Origin of the sequence: Idiomarina sp. T82-3 (assembly GCF_001577655.1) — a bacterium.
Classification (GTDB): domain Bacteria; phylum Pseudomonadota; class Gammaproteobacteria; order Enterobacterales; family Alteromonadaceae; genus Idiomarina; species Idiomarina baltica.
The window spans coordinates 16,908-37,783 of record NZ_LSBQ01000001.1; the positions used below are offsets into that span (position 1 = coordinate 16,908).

The window sequence follows — 20,876 nt, forward strand, 5'->3', positions numbered from 1 at the left end:
TCTCTCGCCTTCTTCGCTCTACTTATATAAATCAGATTCGGTATAGTAGCGGTTACGCGGCTCGGTCACGCCAAATAAACGTTGTGAACGCATCAACATTTGACCGCCATCGCGTGTAAGCGGTGTCCAGCCAAAACTGGCACGACCAACCGAGTCATAAATCTGCATCAAGTCAAACGGAATACTTAAGTAGAAGCCTTTAGTAAAGCTGCCTTCACCGTACTCGTCTGCCGATACATCAGTCTTCGCGGCATAAGCGCCAACGATAATACCACTATCGAATTTCTTCTCGAAGTTCACTTGCACACCGACGTCCTTGGCCAAGAAGCGTCCCAATGCCACTTTCACAAGAACATCATCAAGCTTGGGTACTTTCCAATAGCCCGTCACATGTCCGGTCACGACCGAGTAATCGCGGAAGCCAGTATAACTATCAAAGTCGCGCTGCTTTGCATAGTTAATATCAATACCAATCGCCCAGCCCTGATTGAGTGGATTGTATAGGGTCTCGAACCCGACACCACCAAACATTCGTTCGAAATACCCACCATAAACTGAGGTATACAAATTTTGATTCCATTGCTTGATATAAGTCGCTTGCAGATCATCTAGCCATACATCAGAGTAAGTGACGTACTCACGAATATAGGTACGTACCCGAGGCAATGGTGCCTCATCTGAGCCAGGGACTAAGAAATTAAATTCGTCATAATTGGTCAGTAGATTTACACCCAGAGCGCCGGTTACAACAAAATTATTGGCTAACTGCCAATTCATCTGTATGTCGGCGCTCAGCTGGTACATGTAAAAGTTTTCAGGACCGCCAAAACTCTGGACTAAATAAGGACGAGCACTGACACGCGGCCAACCAAGCTCGAACGGTCGATCATATAGCGTGTTATCCTGTGACTCATTTACTTCCGTCAGCCGATAGATATCATCATGTTTTGTTAAGTAACGCTGCTTCACATTATCTTCAAGCTTTACAGCGTCAACGTTAGTTTGACTCATCGGCATACCCAGAACTCTATCGATAAATTGATACTGCTCAATCGAGTCAGGAAGTTCTGTCAGTAAAACGCGAGAAGATCTATCCAACGCCTCCATTTGATTACTATAGCCAATAGGGTAACCGGTTAACGAAAGCGTTTTACCATCGTCTGAAAGCGCGATATTGTGGCTCAGCCAACCGCCCTCGGCGCGTAAATCCGTGACGAGTTTATCCGTGTCGACTTGCTGCATATCGACCGGACGATCAGCAAAGTCTGACTTATCGCGTTTGCGCTCACGCTTTTTATATTGCTTAATATCATTAAAGTTCGCACGTAGGTTAAACCCGAACATCCATGTGTTGCCGCGTTCATAACTTAACTGCACGTTTAAGTTATCAGTCACCCGATAATGCACACCATAATTAAAGTGGCTGTCTTGTACAATTGGCGTACCAGACACTTCATCCGAGTAATCATTCCCCTCGTATTCCACTTTTATTGATAAAGGATCCCATGGCGTCTGATATTCAACGCCAGCAAATAGCGACGTGTCTCCTCGGAACCACTTATCCGTCTCAAACGTGCCGCCCCGTGCGGTGGTGCCCTCAGGTCGATTACAAAAGCGGTCCGTGACTTCGCAAAATGGATTAGAGATATTATCGTTTGTGCCTAGGTTCCCCCAGCCTAATCCGAGAGTAAAATCAAAGTTCTTATAGCGTTTTGAGGCAACGATGTACTCGCCGGCAAACTTTCCCGTTCCAGCAAGGTCACGTAATCCAACGCTTAATTCGGGTATCCATTTCGACTCTTCCCACAAACGAAATTTAACATCGACACCTCGATCCTTATAAGTTTGATCGCCACTAAACTCTGGAGATGAGCTGTATAAGCGTGTACGAATGTCGTTATATCGAATCGTCGCTTCAAACCAAGGGAAAAGCTGCATATTAAATGCCATACGACGATATTCTTCGTTGTCGTAATAAAATAATGTGAACTCACCTGAGCGCCCCATTCGAGCCGTGGGCATTTGCATTAAGCCAACGCCACCAAAGTCACTTTGCGTTGGCTGTCCAATCATATGCTCACTGATATCTTGCGCTTGCACCTTCGTTACCGAGAACACGGCCGATAGCAAAAATAGTGGGGTTATATGTTTCACCGTTTTCATAGAACTCATTGAAATATCGCTCGATGTTTAAGTAATTGGCTTATTCGTTTATTGAGGTTTACTGCATTCTTTAATCCCACAAAGATTATGTCGCCCTCATTGACTGCCTCATCTGGCCAACAATCAATGCCTTGCCACTGCTCGACATCGATCCATGGCAGTGCCGTTTCATGTCTGTAACAGACCGCAGCTTGGTTTTGATTATAAACCGCAGCAGGCATGTGAATTACGGTTCCATTTTGTTTGATAAGCCAAACACGACTATCTAAAGCATGTGGATTGGGCTGAGCACGTTCTAAAGCGGTTCCCAAGTCAGTTCCAGGTTCAACTAAAATTGGTGAATTGACGGCGCCAACCACCTCTGCTTTTATAACATGCTGAGTCTTGGGCGAAACCAGCGTTAACTGCGTGCGCTGTTTAGGTAACTGCATTTGTGGATTAAAGTTCTTATGGGCCCGTAACTGATAAAATGGAACACCGATGAAGTGCGATCCCGCTAACGGTAAGGCTGCTAGCCAACTGCGGATATCATTTAACGCTGCCGCTCGCTCTGACTCACCCGAACTCAATGCACTTTGTTTTTGTAAGTTTAATTCAGCTAGCACTGCAGTTCTTTCGCGCTCTACTTGCCGAGTGAGATCATCAGAAACAAGTCGCGAGGCAGCCCAGTTGTAAACGGTCGGATCGTTCACTTGTTGTGCTAAGAAGTCACCCAACGTCGCATTTGGATTAATCGTGTAATTATGTTCGCTAGTTGCGGTTTTCCAAGTCAACGTGACGGGATGATGTTGCTGTGCTAAAGCTGTAAACGACACAATTAACAACCCGGCGACTAACGTTTGGAACATACGATTCATCATTATTCAAGCCCACCTATCATCTTGATTGACTCAGTCGTCAGACGCGGAAGTTCTGGCACCAGCTGTTGGTCACTCTTGATTAACTGATGATGAGCAAACCAATACGTATTCTTGTATTTATGCGAACCACCGTGCTGGGCTTTTACCGTCAATGTCTCAGTGACTTTTACTGCATCTAACGTGGCATTCGAGAGTGCGACCGATTCATGGCTCACCTCGCTAATCTGGCTCGTTAGATCGTAGCGAATATCACGAAAATCGGAAGTAACGGTTGCCGTCGCTTGCCAGGATTTAGCACAGTTTTGAGGGGCTTGCGCGCTGCGCAGATAACAGTTTAAAGGATCCGTTTGAGCACTCTCGATACCGAGCACATCATACTTTACGGCACTAAACTCGTCGCGCAAGTTGCGTGTCCCATACAGACGTCCGTTGCGTAACAATATGATTTCATCATCTTGAGCGGCCCACTGCGTTTGTTGTCCGTACGCTGCCGAGTGATCGATAAACGTCAGTACTATCGCGGCTCTAGGTTGACCGCTTAACGTTGCGTACGTTGTAGCATAGTTTAATTGATTTATTTGCGAAGCGGTCAAGGTTACGTCCTGAGGTCCCGAAAATGCGAATTTCACCGTATCGGCAACACTCGAAACTCGTGACCCACATGCGGACAGCAGCCCACTGACAATTAGTAGAGCGAAAAACCTTTTACTTCGTTTACAGGGAAACGCGATACCCATAAAGATGTTCCATCTTTGTTACGTTAATTTCTAATGACAAAAGACATAAAAAAACCGCTGTTCTCACAGCGGTTTTAGCCCATACTTCCCAAATAATTAACCGTTGGTCGATGTATTTGTAGAAGTCGTGGTTGTTGTTGACGTATTTGTATTCGTAGTCGGAGGCGTGCCACCGTTGTCTCCGTCATCGATTTCTGCATCGTCTGCACCACCGTCTGTAGCTACTGCTGTTCCAACAACGACGCTCGTTGCGATAACACCAATAGCACCGGCGCTCAAACCACCAAAGCCAGCGCCAGCTGCGCCTGCAGCGCCTGCGCCTGAACCAGCGCCAGCACCAGATGTTTGAGCAACACTACCACCATTGCTACCAGTGGCTTGTGCTGATGCAATACCTGGTGCTGCGGCTAGAAGCGCAGCAGCAAATAATGCTGTTAACTTTTTCATAAATTACACCTCTGTGTACACTTGCTAAAAACTTAATCGATTGGCCAATCAGTTAATGCTGTACAGCACTCATTAACGATTACTTTATACGTTAGCAGTTTTAGTTTGGTTTGCAAATTATTTTACAGAGCTTACACGTTTTTTTCACAACATTGATCATAAGTCATATTTGAGCGAAACTAACATAATGTAAACGTTTTGAGTTGACTTTATGAAACTATTATTGGCGATTTCTTTCGCGCTTTCAAGCGTACTATATAACCCGGCAGTGCGCGCCCAAGAACACGCGTCTCCCCTCCTTCACACGCGCCTTGCTCAGCAACAACTATCGATTGGCAGTGCACTGCCGTTAGATTGGCCTAATCTGACTGGACAACTCGTTGTCGCTGAAGGAAGTCACCCTCAACGTGGCTTTTATGTGCTGAGTAAACACACACCTGATGGAACGCTTGTCCCCTTTGCAGGTACGTTATACCACACTGCCGAACAAACCCTTTACACGGTGCAAAATGATGCAGGGACTTGGATAAAGGTATACCAGTCGGCTAAGGGCACACACCGAGAAATACTGAATCAGGGGTATCCAGAACCACTACGCATGCCGACAAATACTGCTCAACAGCGCTCCCTCGATACGATTAATTGGCAAAGCGCCGCCTCGGATCAACGTCTTAAACCGACGGCTATCAGCACTGAAGCGCCATCCGACAGTAGTATCGACACACTCATTTTGTTTGACCCTCGCCTACCTGCTTATATGGCAGACAATAATGCGGCATTTGATGCTGACATCGAATATGCGGATGCCGTTACAAACTTCGTTTTTGAACAATCTGAACTTAGTTTAAGTCACCGTATTGTCGGCGCACACCCTATCGTTTTGCCTGCGACTCGCGATGATTTTGTCGGTGCGGCTTCCGAAGACATACTCGATCAGTTGGTCAATAGCGGCGCAGCAAAGCGGCTTCGCGATCAATACAATGCAGACGTTATTCATTATATTGGCGTCAGTGATGCGGTCTGTGGTCAAGCCTATGTTGCTACCGACATTGCCGCCGATAATACATTTTTTGGTGTGTCGCCTGACTTCCATGTGGCATTTACAACATACCAATGCCTAGGTTCGGGCACGTTCCCTCATGAGTTAGGTCATAATATCGGCCTCCTCCATGATCGCTACACGCTCGATAATAATGAGCAGGGCGCCGGGACTCAAATCGACAATCATATACCTTATGGCTATGTTGATCCCGAAGGAGAGTTTTATACCATCATGGCCTACGGTTCGAGCTGTCGAGATATTGCCCCTAACGGTACTTGTAATCGCGAAGCGCTATACTCGAGCCCCGACCTAGATGTTAACGGTACACCCGCCGGCAAATCAGATGCTAACGTTGATGCAGCCAATGCAGCTCACGCCACGACATTGACGACCCCATGGACGCGCCGGTTTCAACAGTGGGACGATTATCGTAATATTGGGCTGAGCGTTGATGGTTCAGCCCTCCAATTACAGTTGCCAGCCCAGTCAAACGGTGACTATGTTGTGTTAAACCGCAACTGTTACAGCAACCGCTACTTTACTCAGCAGCAAATTGACGATGGCCAAGTCATAAGTGAATCAACACTTACCGGCACTATTCAACCGGGTAATCTAGGCCTCTGCGTGTTAGCGCCCTCAACCAATAATGGCTATCAATTGATGGGCGAGTTTTCTGCCTCGGTGTTATCTAACGGTACCAGTAACGAATTTATTTTTACTAACGATAACGTACTCTTAGCAGGCGTCGAACAGACACAATCGTTCACCGTACTATTAAGCGACGACAGTATTCTTAACGCAAATATCGAGCTCGCGACTTACTTTGACGAATCCATGGGTCGCCCGAGTATCAGTGAAGGCATCGCCCAAGCGCGTGAGTGGTTTGACTTCTCGGTATCGGGGAGTGGTGCTGAGCGGACGCTGACTATTACGCCGAAGCGTTCTCAGGCAGCGATTGCGGCTGAATTGGCGGATACCGACCAACGTAATGTGTTTCAGATGCCACTGCGCTTAGTAAACACTAACTTCTCTGAATACAGCGTATCGAGCATGATTTGGTGGGAAGGTCCTACGAGCAACGACACCCCCGTCACAGGTTACCTAACACAAGGCTATGAGATTGTATCGGACGAAGCGGTTAGCCTATCTGCTGAGTTAGTCAATGTACCTACGGATATTACGCCAACCTATTCTATCGGCGGTGATGTCAGCATTGATAACCTAACGGTGACTCAAACCAACCGCACCACCACACCACAAGGTGACGTCATTACTCTCAGCGTTGAAGGTGATGCAACTCGTATCGCCGATACAGGTACAGTAACTATTGTTGCTGACTTAGGTGTTCAAGGTGCACCCGATGTGACGATTCCGATTCGTGCATATAGTAACAACCAGCCTGCGATTTTAAGCTTTACCGCAAGTAGCGACACCATTCTCGAGGATGAGCAGTTTACTTTGACCGTCACGCTGAATGAGCCGAGCGATACTTCGTTCTACGATACCCTGACCGTTGAGCAACGCTTACCAGGCCGCGACAACGTGGTGTTTGAGCCAGCGCGTAGCAATGGCAACGTGTTTGAGTTTGATATTCCGGGGCAAGCGCCAGGTATATATGACTTTGTGGCGACTATTAACGACGGCAACGCCAATTCCGTTATGGAAACCCTGAGTGTCTCCATTGAGGCGATTGAACCGATTGCTGTCGATGCGATGAGCTTCTCGCCTTCCAACGTTCGCGCCGGCGGTGCAACGACTGCAACGATTACAACCTCGGGTACCTTAACGATCGATACAACGGAATGGGCCGTTAGTGATAGCTCCGTCACTATTAGTAACGAGGATCTGACCTCTGCGCGCTTAAGCTTTAGTGAGCAAGGCACTTATACCGTGTCGGTCACCGTCACTGATACTGCCGGTAATACGGATACCTTAGAGGAAACTATCGATGTTGCGGCGGCACCAACGACCACAACGGGTGGTAGTTCAGATGGCGGCAGTAGTGGTGGTAGTTCAGATGGCGGCAGTAGTGGTGGTAGTACAGGTTGGTTGATGCTGCTGTTACTGGCAGGCTTGGGTGGAGTCAAGCAAGGTTGGATAAAAAAGCGGGGCCGTTAAGCCCCGCAAACCACCTTGCTCGGAGTGGAAACCTTAGAATTTGTAGGTGATACCCACGCGGAATTCGTTGTCGATATCGTCGAAATTGCCACGGAAACCGATATCGGCAGCGAAACGCTGATCGAAGTTGTAACGCACTTTGGCGCCCACTGACGCATAACCGTCTAGTGCTGAGTCGTAGGTTGCATCAAACATGGCTGTTGCTTGCGTGCTTAAGCCGATTTCAGTACCGATACCCACGTAGCCACCCGTGTCATCGGTATTACCAAAATCGTAATGGCTCATGCCGCCTTTCAAGAACAACGGGCTGTTGCTCAACAAATATTGGCCGCCTAAACGCGTACCAAAATCACCAATATCAAACGCCTCACCTTCAATCACCCAATGTGAATCGATTTGACGTGATGCTTTAATATAAAAGTCTGAATCACCAAAATCGTTGTAACCACCGCTGACATAGTTACGGTCTTCTGCGTGTGCAGTGAGCGCAACCGATGCGGCTAAGATACCTGTGAGTGCTATAATACGTTTCATCATACTGCCTCCTGTTGAGTCTTAATTCTATTATGCGGTTCCTCAGATATTTGGCTAGGCTCGCAGGCGTAAATGTTTTGAAAAGGCAAAAAAAAGAGCAAGCTCAATGGCTTGCTCTTTTTTTATTCACCCGCTTGTTAGAAACGCGTACGTGCGTTACGGAACATGCGCATCCATGGGCTATCCTCACCCCACTCATCGGGATGCCAGCTGTTCGCGACAGTGCGGAATACACGCTCGGGGTGCGGCATCATAGCCGTCACCCGGCCATCGCGACTGCTGACCGCGGTAATGCCATTAGGCGAGCCGTTAGGATTGGCAGGGTATTGCTCTGCCACGTCGCCCCAGTTGTCGATATAGCGTAATGCTACCTGACCCGCCTGCTCAAGTTGTGCTTGTTGATCGGCTGCGGCAAATTCGGCACGCCCTTCACCATGAGATACGGCAATCGGCATTTTCGAGCCTTGCATACCGTCAAAGAACGCCGAATTTGTCGCTTGTACTTCAACCAAACTAAAGCGCGCTTCAAACCGTTCGCTGCGGTTGGTGACAAAACGCGGCCAATGTTCAGTACCCGGAATCAGGCTTTTCAGTGTTGAAAGCATCTGACAACCGTTACACACGCCTAACGCTAACGTATTGTCGCGGTTAAAGAACGCTTCGAACTGATCACGAGCGCGTTGATTAAATAAGATGGATTTGGCCCAACCTTCACCGGCACCCAGTACATCGCCGTATGAGAAGCCACCGCAGGCAGCGAGTGCTTGCATCTCATCAAGGGTGACACGCCCTGTTAAAATATCACTCATGTGCACATCGACGGCTTCAAAACCTGCACGGTCAAAGGCGGCGGCCATTTCGTAATGCGAGTTCACACCTTGCTCACGCAAGATAGCCACTTTCGGTGCGCTGCCTTTAGCAATGTAGGGGGCTGCGATATCTTCATGCACATCAAAGCTTAAATCGGCTTGCAAGCCTGGGTCGTCTACCCGTTGTTTCAGCTGAAACTCCTCATCGGCGCAGACTGGGTTATCACGTAACCGCTGCATTTGATGCGTGGTTTCGGCCCACAACGTACGGTAATGCGTGCGCGATGAATCAATAACGGTGTCACCATTAAAGGTCAGTTTAATCTCGTCTCGCTCGGTGGGCTGACCAATGATATGGACCGCGTTCTCAAGCCCTGCTTTTTGGAATGCAGAGAGTACGTGTTCACGCTGATCGGCCGTCACTTGTATGACCGCACCGAGCTCCTCGCTGAACAGTGCCGCTAAGGCTTCATCACCCAAATCGCTCAAGTCGGCTTGGACACCACAGTGACCGGCAAACGCCATCTCAGCCAAGGTCGTCATTAAACCGCCATCGGAGCGGTCGTGATACGCAAGAATACGCCCTTCGGCTATCAGCTGTTGCAGTGTTTCGAAAAATGCTTTGAACTGCGCTGCGTCGTCTAAGTCGGGGGTTTGTTCACCCAGTTGCTTGTACACTTGTGCCAACGCTGAACCACCTAACCGGTTCTTACCTTGACCTAAATCGATAGCAATCAGGTGGGTATCACCTTTATCCAGACGCAGTTGCGGTGTCACGGTGTTACGTACATCGTTGACCCGTGCAAAGGCGGTAATCACCAATGACAGTGGTGCGGTTACGGCTTTGTCTTCGCCTTCCTCTTGCCACTGGGTTTTCATCGACATGGAGTCTTTACCTACCGGAATGGTGATTTCCAATGCAGGGCATAGTTCTTCACCGATGGCTTTTACCGCCTCGTATAAGCCAGCATCCTCACCGGGGTGACCGGCGGCGGCCATCCAGTTTGCGGACAATTTAACGCGTTTTAATTCACCGACATCAGCAGCGGCAAGGTTAGTCAAAGCCTCAGCCACTGCCATGCGCGCAGAAGCGCCATAGTTTAGCAAGGCTAATGGCGTGCGCTCGCCCATCGCCATGGCTTCACCATGATAGGTGTCGTACGAGGCGGCGGTGACCGCCACATCGGCGACCGGTACCTGCCACGGACCGACCATTTGATCGCGCGCGACCAAGCCGGTGACCGAGCGGTCACCAATAGTAATTAAGAACGTCTTCTCGGCGATGCTTGGTAAGCGCATCAAGCGTTCTGCAGCTTCGTTGGCATCGATGCTGTTGAGTTTAAGCGCTTCGCCAGCCGCTTGTTGACGTTTGACATCACGGTGCATTTTGGGTGGCTTACCGAGTAGCACGTCGAGCGGTAGATCAATCGGCTGGTTATTGAATTTCGCATCATTTAATAAGATGGTGAGTTCTTCGGTCGCTTCACCAATTACGGCGTACTCGGCACGCTCGCGCTCACAAATTTGCTCGAAACGCGCCATGTTTTCTGGAGCGATGGCAATCACGTAGCGCTCTTGTGATTCGTTACACCAGATTTCCAGCGGTGTCATACCGGGTTCGTCGTTGGGTATGTCACGTAGTTCGAAGCGGCCGCCCCGCCCCCCGTCGCTGACGAGCTCTGGCATGGCATTGGATAAACCACCGGCACCCACGTCGTGAATAAAGGCAATGGGGTTATCTGAACCGAGTTGCCAACACCGGTCGATCACTTCTTGGCAACGCCGCTCCATTTCTGGGTTGTCGCGCTGAACGGAAGCAAAATCAAGGTCTTCTGCTGACTCGCCCGATGCCATTGACGACGCAGCGCCGCCCCCCAGACCGATGTTCATCGCAGGACCACCCAGTACCACCAGTTTGGCACCCACGGGGATGTCGTCTTTTTGTACGTGTGCCTCGCGAATATTACCCAAACCACCGGCAATCATAATAGGTTTATGATAACCGCGCACCTCACGACCATTATGACTATTCACGGTTTGCTCATAAGTACGGAAGTAACCGGTTAGCGCTGGGCGACCAAACTCATTGTTAAATGCGGCACCACCGAGCGGACCTTCGATCATAATATCGAGTGCGCTCACGATACGCGCAGGCTTGCCGTAGTTTTCTTCCCACGGTTGTTTGAAGCCAGGAATGTTTAAGTTAGATACGCTAAAGCCCACCAAGCCTGCTTTGGGCTTTGAGCCGATACCGGTGGCGCCTTCATCACGGATTTCACCCCCTGACCCCGTTGCGGCACCGGCGTAAGGAGCAATCGCTGTCGGGTGATTGTGCGTCTCGACCTTCATCAAAATATGAATCGGTTCGTGATTGTAGCTGTAGGTGGTCGATTCGGGCGCTGGATAAAAGCGCCCTGCTTCATGTCCTTCCATCACCGCGGCGTTGTCTTTGTATGCCGACAACACATAGTCTGGCGTGACCTCAAAGGTGTTTTTGATCATTTTGAAGAGCGATTTAGGCTGTGCCTCGCCATCAATGGTCCAATCCGCGTTGAAGATTTTGTGACGACAGTGTTCAGAGTTTGCCTGCGCAAACATGTACAGCTCGATATCGTTTGGATTACGCCCTAACTTTTTGAAGTTTTCTAATAGATAATCGATTTCGTCATCAGCAAGCGCTAGACCGAGCGATACGTTGGCGTCTTCTAGCGCTGAGCGGCCCTCGGCAAGAATATCGACGTTGGATAATGGGGCTGGCTCGGCTTGTTGAAACAGCTTTTCTGCATCACTCATGTGATACAGCACGCTCTCAGTCATGCGATCATGCAAAAGGAGTGCAGCTTGTTTTTGCTCCTCGGCGGATAAGTCACCGTCTAGATAATACGCAACGCCGCGTTCAATACGATGGACTTCTTTAATGTCGCAGTTATGGGCAATGTTGGTTGCTTTTGATGCCCAAGGCGAAATAGTACCAAGACGTGGGACGACTAGAATAAGCGTGCTGGATTCGCTGGGTGATTGTTGTTGAGCGGTGGGGCCGTAGGTTAGCAGTTGCTTGAGAATGTCGTGATGCGCGTCAGAGAGTGTGTTACGAAGGTGAATAAAGTGCTGATATTCTGCATATAAACTCTTTATGGGGATCCCCGCATGTTTGAGTTGTTCAAGCTTTTTTGTAATTTTGAACGCCGATAAGGCAGGTGAACCACGAAAGATTTCCACGACAACAGTCTCCAACGCTTGTGTAAAATTTGCGCGGCGATTATATCGAAAAATCCCTCTGCCTGCCATGTTTGACTTTGGCTTTTTAAGTGACAGCTTAGGAAGTGATCTGCTAGGATCAAGTTCCACCTGCAAAGGAGTCTTGTATGTCACAACGCCGAATTAATAAGACCGCCAATGATGCTCGCCGCCGTGCTGTTGTCCGCGCTCGTCGTAAACGAATTATTGAGCGCAGAGAAAAGTGGTTTCGTTTAGTCAAAAAAGAAGGCACACCTAAAATCGAGCGTTAATGTCTCAAGAGCATTAGCATTATCGTAGTGGCTTGATGGATTCAATATGAGTCTTTTAGAATCAATGCTATATTCTAGATGCATTTTTCACGATTTTTGACGTCAACTTTTTACGTTAACTAATATAATCTTTAAAGTTTTGTAAATTTGCTTGTAGTAGCGATAGACTTTTTTGGTCAGATGAAACACATAGGGTTTTGCGTATGGATTCAATGGCAAACGATGGCTGGTATGTTCTAAAGACAAAGCCGCGTCAGGAAGACCGCGCTTTAGAAAACCTAGCTCGTCAAGGGTTCAACAGCTTTGGACCCAAGCTTGCTGTCGAACGTATATTGCGCGGGAAGCGTACTGTTCGCACCGAACCCATGTTTCCTGGGTACATTTTTGTACAATCTGATGAATTAGCGACGCAGTTTTACAAATTGCGAAGCACTTATGGCGTTCATTCGGTCGTACGTTTTGGCGATCGAATACCAAAGCTTCCGCAGTCATGGATAGACTCAATACGGGGCATGGAGGCCTCAGCGGAAACTCAAGCCCCCGAAGTGGGTGACCAGGTCGAGATTACCGAAGGACCGTTCAAGGGTTTTCTTGCGAAAGTCGTTGCGCTTGATGGCGAGTCTCGTTGCTTTGTGCTGCTAGAGTGGATGCAAAAAGAGGTTAAAGCGTCCATGTCGTATAGCGAACTGCAAATTCAGTGAACCCATTCACAATCGTCCTTGCTTATCTAACCATTTTAGCGTGTCATAGAAACGCCTAATGTTACCGACATAGGTGACGGGTTCATCACCGCGTGCAAACCCAAATTTAGTTTGACGATAAAACTGCTTTTGACGCAACAGTGGCAACCGCTTCTTCACATCCAGCCAACGATCGGGGTTGCCCCCTTGCCGCTGTGTTAATACACGCGCATCCTCTAAATGCCCAAAACCAATATTATAGGCAGCTAAGGCGAACCACGTGCGATCGGGCTCGGGGATACGAGCGGGGATACGTTGCAGCATACGTTCAAAGTAGCGCGCGCCACCACGGATACTCTGCTCGGCATTCAAACGACTCTGTACGCCCATCGCTTTAGCTGTTGGTAGAGTCAACATCATCATACCGCGAACGCCCGTCGGTGATACGGCGCGAGGATTCCATAATGACTCCTGATATGAAATAGCGGCAAGTAGACGCCAATCAAGCTTGCCCGAGTGTTGTTTAAATAAATTAATATATTTAGGAAGTTGTTGCTCGACCGCATCAATAAACAACCGCGTCGTGACATAGTTAAACTGTTTGACGTGACCGAAGTGCTTTTCTTTGATGTAAGCTAAGCGACCACTTTCTCGAACTTCGCCAAAATATTCGATAACCGCCGCATACAAAGAGTCATCCGGCATATCTTTCATTGCCCACGCGACTGCCAACTCACGTTGGGCTGTAAAAGCAACACTGAGCCCCGGGTGAGCTCGCCGTTGGATTTCCAATTGATTGCTATCTGCAATGGTATAGTCGATTTCTTCGCGATCGACCATTCGCATTAACTCAACAGCATCATGTTCGCTGGTTGAACGCCATTTTAACTTGGGGAATTCATCCTCAATTGAACGTAAAAACTCTTCATGTGAGCTACCCGTCACGACGACAACTTCACCATCATCGACTTGTGCCCAGTCTCTAGGTCGTTGCCTGGACCCCTGTTTAAAAATAAGCTTGTGGCTTATCTCATCGTAAGGAGGACCAAATCGAAATAAAGCGCGCCGCTGGGCGGTTTCATCGAGCCCCGCAGCAACGATATCAATTTCTCCCCGTTGCAATAGCGTAAAAAGATCGGCGACATCAAAGCGAGGTACTATCTGCAGTTCGACACCCATACGGTTCGCGAAACGCTGCGCTAACTCATACTCAAAGCCTTGCTCGCGCTCATGGTCATAGAAAAAACTCGTCGGATTCATCAGTGTCCCGACACGGATCACTTGCCGTTCTTTCACTATGTCTAGCTGATTGGGTGTCGGTTGGGGTGTACAACCTTGCAACCCTATTAGAAAAGTTGCTAAGAGCACCCCATAACACCACTTTACCGCATTTAACTGCATCTACAATGACTCTAAAGTCCAGTTTACGTAGAGGTTTACACCCGTTTTAAGCGCCTTCTCATCAGCGTAAAAATACGGCGAGTGATTACTCGGCTCTGACGCCATATCACGCCCCTCGGGTGTTACACCCAAAAACACAAACATGCCGGGTACTTCTAACGCATAATAAGAGAAATCTTCAGCGCCTGTGACCAATGGCACTTCTTTAACGTTGTCTGCGCCAGCGATCTCGCGCGTAATAGGCAGCATTTCCTCAACAAGGTCAGGGTTATTAACCGTGACAGGGTAACCTAGATCGATTTTAACGTCCGCTTCAGCGCCATTTGCCTCGGCAATGGTTTCCGCTGTATGCGTCAGACGATTATGGATATCCGAACGGATATCCATATCAAAATTTCTTATGGTGCCGATCAGGGTGACATCATCGGGAATAATATTGTTTCGCACACCGCCCTCGACTATACCGAATGAGAGGACTGCCGGTGCTTTTGTAATATCGGTTTGACGGCTGATAATCGTTTGCGCGCTATTAATAATCTGCGCTGAGGTCACAATCGGGTCAACCCCAGCCCACGGACGCGAGCCATGAGTCTGTTTGCCTTTGACGGTGATCTCAAATTTATCCGATGACGCCATTAATGGGCCTTTACGATAACCAATATGACCGGTTGGGAAACCTGCCCAAACGTGAATTCCGAAAACACGCTCAGGTTTATAGTCTGGGAACACGTCGCTAAACAGGCCCTGTTTGAGCATCAACTCAGCACCGCCTTCCTCCCCTTCTGGCGCCCCCTCTTCTGCAGGTTGGAAGATAAACAGTACGTTGCCGTTAAGCTCATCGCGCATACTGGCGAGCTTTTCGGCCGCCCCCATTAACATCGCAACGTGCGTGTCATGCCCACAGGCATGCATGACGCCCACTTCCTTGCCGCGATAAGTTGACTTAACCGTGGACTTAAATGGCAGTTCGGTTTTTTCAGTGACTGGTAGGGCATCCATATCTGCGCGTAATGCCACCGTGGGGCCATCGCCACGGCCTTTTAATAACCCCACCACACCGGTGTGGGCGATATCCGTTTTTACTTCTAATCCAAGTTCGCGCAAGTGGTTGGCCACCATCTTGGCGGTTTCGTATTCACGGTTACTCAACTCTGGGTTCGCGTGAATATGACGACGCCAATCAATCACTTGTTGTTCCAGGGTACTGTCAATCATCACCGGTGACTGCTGTTGTGCATACGTTGGAGATGCCCATACGCTCATCACCGCTGCCGTTGTTAGTGCAAATGCCCAGTGCTTCATTGTTGTTCTCCCCGCGATAGGGTTTGGCCGCAAAATGTGGATGTCATTCATCTTAGTCTGCGCTAAAATCGCTGCCATGACAACTGATGAAATCTACATGCAACGTGCCCTTGAGTTGGCGCATAAAGCCGCTGACGAGGATGAAGTGCCGGTTGGAGCGGTGCTGGTACTTAACGACATGATCGTTGGCGAGGGCTACAACCAAGTCATTACCTTATCGGACCCCAGTGCCCACGCCGAAGCACAAGCGATCCGCGCTGCCGGAAAAAACGTGGATAACTACCGTCTGATTGACTCTACGTTGTACGTCACTTTAGAGCCCTGTGCAATGTGTGCAGGGCTGATCACTCATGCGCGTGTTAAACGTCTAGTCTTTGGTGCTCCCGATCCGCGAACTGGTGCGACAGGCACGGCAATTGAAGTACTCAACCATGTCTCAATGAACCACCGTGTTGAGGTAACGTCTGGCGTGTTAGCCGAGCCCTGTGGCGATATCCTACGCCAATTTTTCAGGGCTCGCCGAAAGAAGGCGTCAACCGATAGCAGCGCCGGTGATAGCAAAGGCAACGATTGACGCGCCACCCGCCAGCAACGCATAAGGTAATTGCGTACGAACGTGGTCGATATGCTCGGTGCCTGACGCCATGGAGGCAATAATCGTGGTGTCGGAAATCGGCGACGCATGGTCACCAAAGATACCGCCTGAAATTGCCGCAGCGATAAAAGGAGCCAACGGCAAATTCAACGACATTGCGATAGGGATCGCCAGCGGCAACATGATGGCAAAGGTACCCCAGCTTGAACCGATAGAAAAGCCCGTTAATGCCGCCAGCACAAATATCAGCGGCAACAACATCCAAACTTGAATACTACCATCAAGAATCGATGCTAGAAATTCGCCCGTTCCCATATCGCGAGTTAACCCGCCTAAGGTAATCGATAACCATAAAATAATCGCGAGTGGCAAAATGTTCCACGCGCCCTGCAAGGCTGCCTTGATGATTGTAATAATGCTCGTGTTGCGCACCCACTTAGTGCCAACGATCGCAATGGCAAGTGCCGTATAAATGGCGATAAACACGCTTAAGGTGCCATCGCCTTTAACCAACACACCGTTGCCCGTAATTAATAACATCACCGGTACCATCACCACGAGGCTCAACAGAGAGATTAAAACGACAGCGGTGCCTTTGCCATAGCTTGGCTTACTTTTACCCTCATCACCCCAGTTATGTTTTGATACGCGGTCAGGCTGTGCGTTGCGCTCGAACGCTTTCATTGGGCCAATATTCCAGTCAAACCATGCCACCACTAACGCCAGTAATACGGCAAAAATGGCATAAAAGCTAAAGCCTAAAGACTGAATGAATACCCACAAGGGTTCTTCAACGCCTTGTTTGGCGATCAATGTGAGGTTAAACGCACCCCAGGCATTCAGCGGAATCAAGATACAAATAGCGGCACAGGTGGAATCCACGATGTAGGCGAGTTTTTCGCGCGAAATACCCAAGCGGTCGTAGAGCGGACGCGAGGTCGTACCGGCTATCATAATGGTGACATTGGACTCGATAAAGACCACCACACCCAATATCCAGGTCATCATTCGTGCCCTACGCTTATTTTCGACCCACTGGCGTTGCTCAAGCTTTTGTACGAACTGTTTAAAGGTACCGCCCTTTTCCAGCACACCGAACAAAGCACCGATTCCAAGTGTAAAGAACCAGACCAGCATATTACTGCTATCGGTGAGTGTGCTCCAACTGGACCACCCAGTCCCCTGCGCTATATTTTCAAACGAGGGCCAAAACAGAATGATATTAGCGAGTAAGATACCGCCAATAAGCGCCAATAAAACGCGTCGCGTAACGATAGCAAAAATGATGGCAAGTAGTGAAGGTAGTAAACTGGTCCAGCTCAGTTCCATAGTGGTTTTTATCTAATAAGTGATTGAGCGAGGTTAGCGGAATTAGCGGTAAGCGGCAAGATATGAAAATAAAAAGGCCGCTCAAATGAGCGGCCTTTGACGATGTCTTAGGACATACTTAGAACTTATATTCGAAGCCTACACGTACTGACCACAATGAAGGCGCACCTGCACGTGATTGAACGCGTGGGTCACGGAAACTTTCAAATACGTACTGGCCTTGATCGTTGATGCTCACATCAGCGACCGTCACAGCGCGTGGGAAGCTTGCTTCGTATAATACACCCCAGTCGTCGTTCAACAAGTTACCTAAGTTCTCAACAACGAAAAAGGCTGATGCTTCGTGGTCGTTGCTGAATGCTGGCAGTTGTTGTTCAACACGTAAATCAACTTTGGTCCACCACTTAGAGTTGAATTCGTTACGTGGTGCGATACCACCCGCGTACTCACCCAATCCTTGTGAGTTGATGAAGTCGAAGAACGCTTGTGAGTCGAACGGATTACCGTCACCATCCATGCCGGCGACAAAGTTAGGATCGTCGATACCGGTCGGTACGTAAAGTAGTTGACGACCTTGGTACGCAACATCACCGAATGCACCGTCAGACATAGTGAACGAGTATGGACGACCTTCGTTGCGCGTAGCAAACAAGGTCATAGTGTTCTCGTAACCCATGATTTCTGAAGTGTACGTTGCACGGAACGTGAAGCGGTGCGGGATCTCGTAGTTAGAGGTCGACACGCCTGGGTTCTGTGGGTTCGCCGTTGCTAAGTTGGTGTAGTTAGAGAACGCCACTGAGCTGGTCATTGGGTTCACGTCTTTCGCACGGTTGTAAGCGTATGCAAAGCTCCAGTCTAAACCGAAGTCATATGATTTGTTCAATGCCAGTGAAACAGTCGTTTGTGAACCTGAATCACCTTTAACATTGGTTAACAAGAAATCGTCGCCTTGGTCACGACCGTCGGTAGAAAGTTCGCTAAAGATAGGACGACCATCTGGCGCTGTGCCTGTTTGCTCTAAGCCGAGGTTGTAGATAACGGCTGCGTCTTTCTTCTCAGTGTGTAAGAAGTCAACCAACAACACGTAGTCATTATCGAACGTGTAAGTTGCACCCAACGCGTATTTCCACTCGTTTGGCAATTCGAAGTTTGGATCCATGGTGTTGATTGGACCTTCACCGTTCGCATTAGCGACTTCGTCAAACAGGTTTTGTGGAATGTCGTAGATTGGACGACCTTCGCCTGTGTGAGGAATGTTGAACAAGGTGTTACCGCCCGCGAAGAAGTCACCGAATAGGTTCGCTTCATACTGAGTAACACCGTTGTTTGAATAGTTGTTAGAGATCCATACGTTCGGGTTACCGCCTGAGTACAAGCCAACGCCACCACGTACTTCTAACTGTGGGCTCACAAACCAGTTGAAACCAAAACGTGGTTGCAGCAAGTCTTGGCCGTCCATGTTTTGCTGGTTAGAGAAACCGTAAAGGTCTTCTACCAATGGGTTGTTTACTGGGTTATCGCTGCTAGTGTACCAGTCATAACGTAATCCATAAGTAAACGTAATATCCATTGGCGCGTAGTAGTACTCGTCCTGTACGTATGCCGTGTTTACAGCGTAAGAGAATTCTGCTGCCGCATCCGTTGGGTTATTCGTACCTGCTGCGCTTTCATAGATTACACGGCTTGGTGTACCGGCTTCAAAATCGTCGATAGAGCCAAAACGGTATTCACCTTCCGCTTCTTGTACGAACAAGTTATAAACGTCGTATTTCTCTTGCTCGATACCTGCGGAGATGATGTGATCACCGGCAAGGTAAGTCCCTTTTAACTTGAAGAACGTCGTGTCATACTTCAATTTGTTTGCGTGACGCGAGTCGTCTGCACCTAAGTAGACGGTTGCATCGTTAACGCCGATTTGTACTTCACCGAACTCGGTGCCGCCTAATGGGTTAACGCGTGCGTCTAGCTCTGAGTAACCCACACGTACTTCAGTAGAGAAGTTGTCTGTCCAGTCAGAGAAGAACTCACCAACATATGAAGTGAACTTAGAACCACGCTCATAGAAGTGGTTAGAGAACTCAAGCTCATCTGCGTCGCCGTCTGATTCAGCAATCGAGAAACCATCGTTGTAGTTATAGGTAAATGATGCACGGTGTGCGTCATTGATATACCAATCTAACTTAGCTAAGAACTTCTCGTCCTCCACTGGCAAGCTCGCAGGGAACGTGCCGGGATCGTAGTTGTAGTTGTTGATCGCGATTTGGCGAATACGCTCCGCGTCCGCTGCAGAAACACCTAATACAGGTGATGCTACGCCGGTGCCTTCTGGACCGCGGTCAAAGGTGTCAGAACCTTCGAGCTTTTCATAAGAGGTGAAGAAGAATAGTTTGTCTTCTAAAATAGCGCCGCCGACATTAAAGCCGTAGCGTTTTTCGTTGAATGCGCCAACGTTGATGCTGTCGCCTTCAAGCTTACTGCCTTGTAAAGAGTCGTTGGTGTAATCAAAAAACACTCCACCGAACATTTCATTGTCACCTGATTTGGTGACAGCGTTGATGTTACATGCGGTGAAACCACCGTATTGTACATCGAACGGTGCGAATTCGACTGCAACCTGTTCGATTGCATCATAAGAGAAAGGCATACGCTCTGTTGGATAACCGCTTGAATTCAAGCCAAAGTTATCGTTCATACGCACACCATCAACAGTCAAGCTGTTGAAACGCGGGTTTGCACCACCACACTGGATGTCGCCTGCATTCGTTTCGTTGATGTAGATACGTGGGTCGATACGCACTACGTCTTTTAGGTCACGGTTAGCGGCCGGCGCGTCTTGCAAGTCTGCAAGATTGAAGTTTGCCGCTGGGCTATTACTGCCGTACAACGCATTAGTTGGCGCCGCACCCGTTACACTGATTGTTTCAATATCTTGAGGTTCAAGAACTACATTCACGGTTTCTGAGTCACCTAACGTGAGGTAAACGTTTTCGATGACTTGGCTTTGACCGTTAGGACCTTTAACCATCAACGTGTATGGGCCACCCACTGGCAAGCCTCGTGATGAAAATGTTCCTTGCGCGTTGGTCGTTAAGGTTTTAACTGAGCCAGTGCGTTCATCACGCAACTGAATAGTTGCACCGCTAATGATAGAACCTGATTCTGCGGTTACGACGCCTCGAATGCTTGATGAGGTGTCTTGTGCAAGCGCAGCACCTGATACAGTCATTGCGATGGCAGCGGCCAAAGCGGTGCGCTTAAAAGTTGAGTTAAACATGTGTGTTCATCCCCGTTAGTTCAACACTGTTGTTATGTAATTCAGTCCGTGAAGTGTAATCCGTGATCGTGTCAGT

General features: G+C 48.8%; 14 protein-coding genes. 4 read left to right on the plus strand and 10 right to left on the minus strand.

Features of this window, described 5'->3' with window-relative positions; all coding sequences use genetic code 11:
- Positions 1-18: 18 nt before the first annotated feature.
- The 4 genes from AWU56_RS00065 to AWU56_RS00080 form a co-directional block, all read right to left on the minus strand.
- On the minus strand, positions 19-2,163 hold the full coding sequence (locus AWU56_RS00065) for a YjbH domain-containing protein (RefSeq protein WP_286681426.1): 2,145 nt from the start codon (positions 2,161-2,163) through the stop codon (positions 19-21).
- 5 nt (positions 2,164-2,168) lie between these two features.
- Positions 2,169-3,023, minus strand: coding sequence for a capsule biosynthesis GfcC D2 domain-containing protein (locus AWU56_RS00070; RefSeq protein WP_286681427.1), 855 nt, complete (start codon positions 3,021-3,023; stop codon positions 2,169-2,171).
- Positions 3,023-3,760: a YjbF family lipoprotein gene (locus tag AWU56_RS00075; RefSeq protein ID WP_272977578.1), complete on the minus strand. Its 738-nt coding sequence runs from the start codon at positions 3,758-3,760 to the stop codon at positions 3,023-3,025. Before AWU56_RS00075 ends, AWU56_RS00070 begins: the two co-directional genes overlap by 1 nt.
- Positions 3,761-3,856: 96 nt before the next feature.
- Positions 3,857-4,207 carry a hypothetical protein gene (locus tag AWU56_RS00080; protein WP_286681428.1) on the minus strand — a complete coding sequence of 117 codons (351 nt, stop codon included), beginning with the start codon at positions 4,205-4,207 and terminating at the stop codon, positions 3,857-3,859.
- Positions 4,208-4,418: 211 nt separating this feature from the next.
- Here AWU56_RS00080 and AWU56_RS00085 point away from each other — a divergent pair, with 211 nt between their 5' ends.
- Complete coding sequence (locus AWU56_RS00085; RefSeq protein WP_286681429.1) at positions 4,419-7,367, plus strand: zinc-dependent metalloprotease family protein; 2,949 nt, start codon at positions 4,419-4,421, stop codon at positions 7,365-7,367.
- Between the two features lie 33 nt (positions 7,368-7,400).
- Here the strand turns inward: AWU56_RS00085 and AWU56_RS00090 are convergent, their stop codons facing one another.
- Both AWU56_RS00090 and purL read right to left on the minus strand, forming a co-directional pair.
- Entirely contained in the window at positions 7,401-7,904 is a 504-nt protein-coding gene (locus AWU56_RS00090) for a porin family protein (RefSeq protein WP_242603679.1), read from the minus strand.
- Between the two features lie 134 nt (positions 7,905-8,038).
- Positions 8,039-11,929 carry a phosphoribosylformylglycinamidine synthase gene (gene purL / locus AWU56_RS00095; RefSeq protein ID WP_286681430.1) on the minus strand — a complete coding sequence of 1,297 codons (3,891 nt, stop codon included), beginning with the start codon at positions 11,927-11,929 and terminating at the stop codon, positions 8,039-8,041.
- A 146-nt stretch (positions 11,930-12,075) separates the two neighbouring features.
- Here purL and AWU56_RS00100 point away from each other — a divergent pair, with 146 nt between their 5' ends.
- Complete coding sequence (locus AWU56_RS00100) at positions 12,076-12,219, plus strand: hypothetical protein (protein WP_006956898.1); 144 nt, start codon at positions 12,076-12,078, stop codon at positions 12,217-12,219.
- A 203-nt stretch (positions 12,220-12,422) separates the two neighbouring features.
- Positions 12,423-12,920, plus strand: a complete 498-nt coding sequence (gene rfaH / locus AWU56_RS00105) for a transcription/translation regulatory transformer protein RfaH (protein WP_006956899.1) — start codon at positions 12,423-12,425, stop codon at positions 12,918-12,920.
- A gap of 6 nt (positions 12,921-12,926) precedes the next feature.
- Here rfaH and mltF read toward each other — a convergent pair whose 3' ends face one another.
- Together mltF and AWU56_RS00115 are read right to left on the minus strand one after the other, a co-directional pair.
- Positions 12,927-14,300: a membrane-bound lytic murein transglycosylase MltF gene (gene mltF / locus AWU56_RS00110; RefSeq protein WP_006956900.1), complete on the minus strand. Its 1,374-nt coding sequence runs from the start codon at positions 14,298-14,300 to the stop codon at positions 12,927-12,929.
- Entirely contained in the window at positions 14,301-15,563 is a 1,263-nt protein-coding gene (locus AWU56_RS00115; RefSeq protein ID WP_416361484.1) for an amidohydrolase, read from the minus strand.
- 115 nt (positions 15,564-15,678) lie between these two features.
- Between AWU56_RS00115 and tadA the strand changes: the two genes are divergently transcribed.
- Positions 15,679-16,176, plus strand: a complete 498-nt coding sequence (gene tadA / locus AWU56_RS00120) for a tRNA adenosine(34) deaminase TadA (RefSeq protein WP_286681545.1) — start codon at positions 15,679-15,681, stop codon at positions 16,174-16,176.
- Here tadA and AWU56_RS00125 read toward each other — a convergent pair.
- Both AWU56_RS00125 and AWU56_RS00130 read right to left on the minus strand, forming a co-directional pair.
- A complete protein-coding gene (locus AWU56_RS00125) occupies positions 16,135-17,526 on the minus strand; it encodes a Na+/H+ antiporter NhaC family protein (protein ID WP_286681433.1) in 1,392 nt (463 codons plus the stop codon). The two genes, tadA and AWU56_RS00125, sit on opposite strands and share 42 nt — an antisense overlap.
- Positions 17,527-17,644: 118 nt before the next feature.
- On the minus strand, positions 17,645-20,800 hold the full coding sequence (locus tag AWU56_RS00130; protein ID WP_006956904.1) for a TonB-dependent receptor: 3,156 nt from the start codon (positions 20,798-20,800) through the stop codon (positions 17,645-17,647).
- Positions 20,801-20,876 lie beyond the last annotated feature (76 nt).

Coding starts and splice junctions, on each gene's coding strand:
- AWU56_RS00065 (WP_286681426.1), bottom strand. CDS start 2,163: ATGAAAACGGTGAAACATATAACCCCACTATTTTTGCTATCGGCCGTG.
- AWU56_RS00070 (WP_286681427.1), bottom strand. CDS start 3,023: ATGATGAATCGTATGTTCCAAACGTTAGTCGCCGGGTTGTTAATTGTG.
- AWU56_RS00075 (WP_272977578.1), bottom strand. CDS start 3,760: ATGGGTATCGCGTTTCCCTGTAAACGAAGTAAAAGGTTTTTCGCTCTA.
- AWU56_RS00080 (WP_286681428.1), bottom strand. CDS start 4,207: ATGAAAAAGTTAACAGCATTATTTGCTGCTGCGCTTCTAGCCGCAGCA.
- AWU56_RS00085 (WP_286681429.1), top strand. CDS start 4,419: ATGAAACTATTATTGGCGATTTCTTTCGCGCTTTCAAGCGTACTATAT.
- AWU56_RS00090 (WP_242603679.1), bottom strand. CDS start 7,904: ATGATGAAACGTATTATAGCACTCACAGGTATCTTAGCCGCATCGGTT.
- AWU56_RS00100 (WP_006956898.1), top strand. CDS start 12,076: ATGTCACAACGCCGAATTAATAAGACCGCCAATGATGCTCGCCGCCGT.
- rfaH (WP_006956899.1), top strand. CDS start 12,423: ATGGATTCAATGGCAAACGATGGCTGGTATGTTCTAAAGACAAAGCCG.
- mltF (WP_006956900.1), bottom strand. CDS start 14,300: ATGCAGTTAAATGCGGTAAAGTGGTGTTATGGGGTGCTCTTAGCAACT.
- AWU56_RS00115 (WP_416361484.1), bottom strand. CDS start 15,563: ATGAGCGTATGGGCATCTCCAACGTATGCACAACAGCAGTCACCGGTG.
- tadA (WP_286681545.1), top strand. CDS start 15,679: ATGACAACTGATGAAATCTACATGCAACGTGCCCTTGAGTTGGCGCAT.
- AWU56_RS00125 (WP_286681433.1), bottom strand. CDS start 17,526: ATGGAACTGAGCTGGACCAGTTTACTACCTTCACTACTTGCCATCATT.
- AWU56_RS00130 (WP_006956904.1), bottom strand. CDS start 20,800: ATGTTTAACTCAACTTTTAAGCGCACCGCTTTGGCCGCTGCCATCGCA.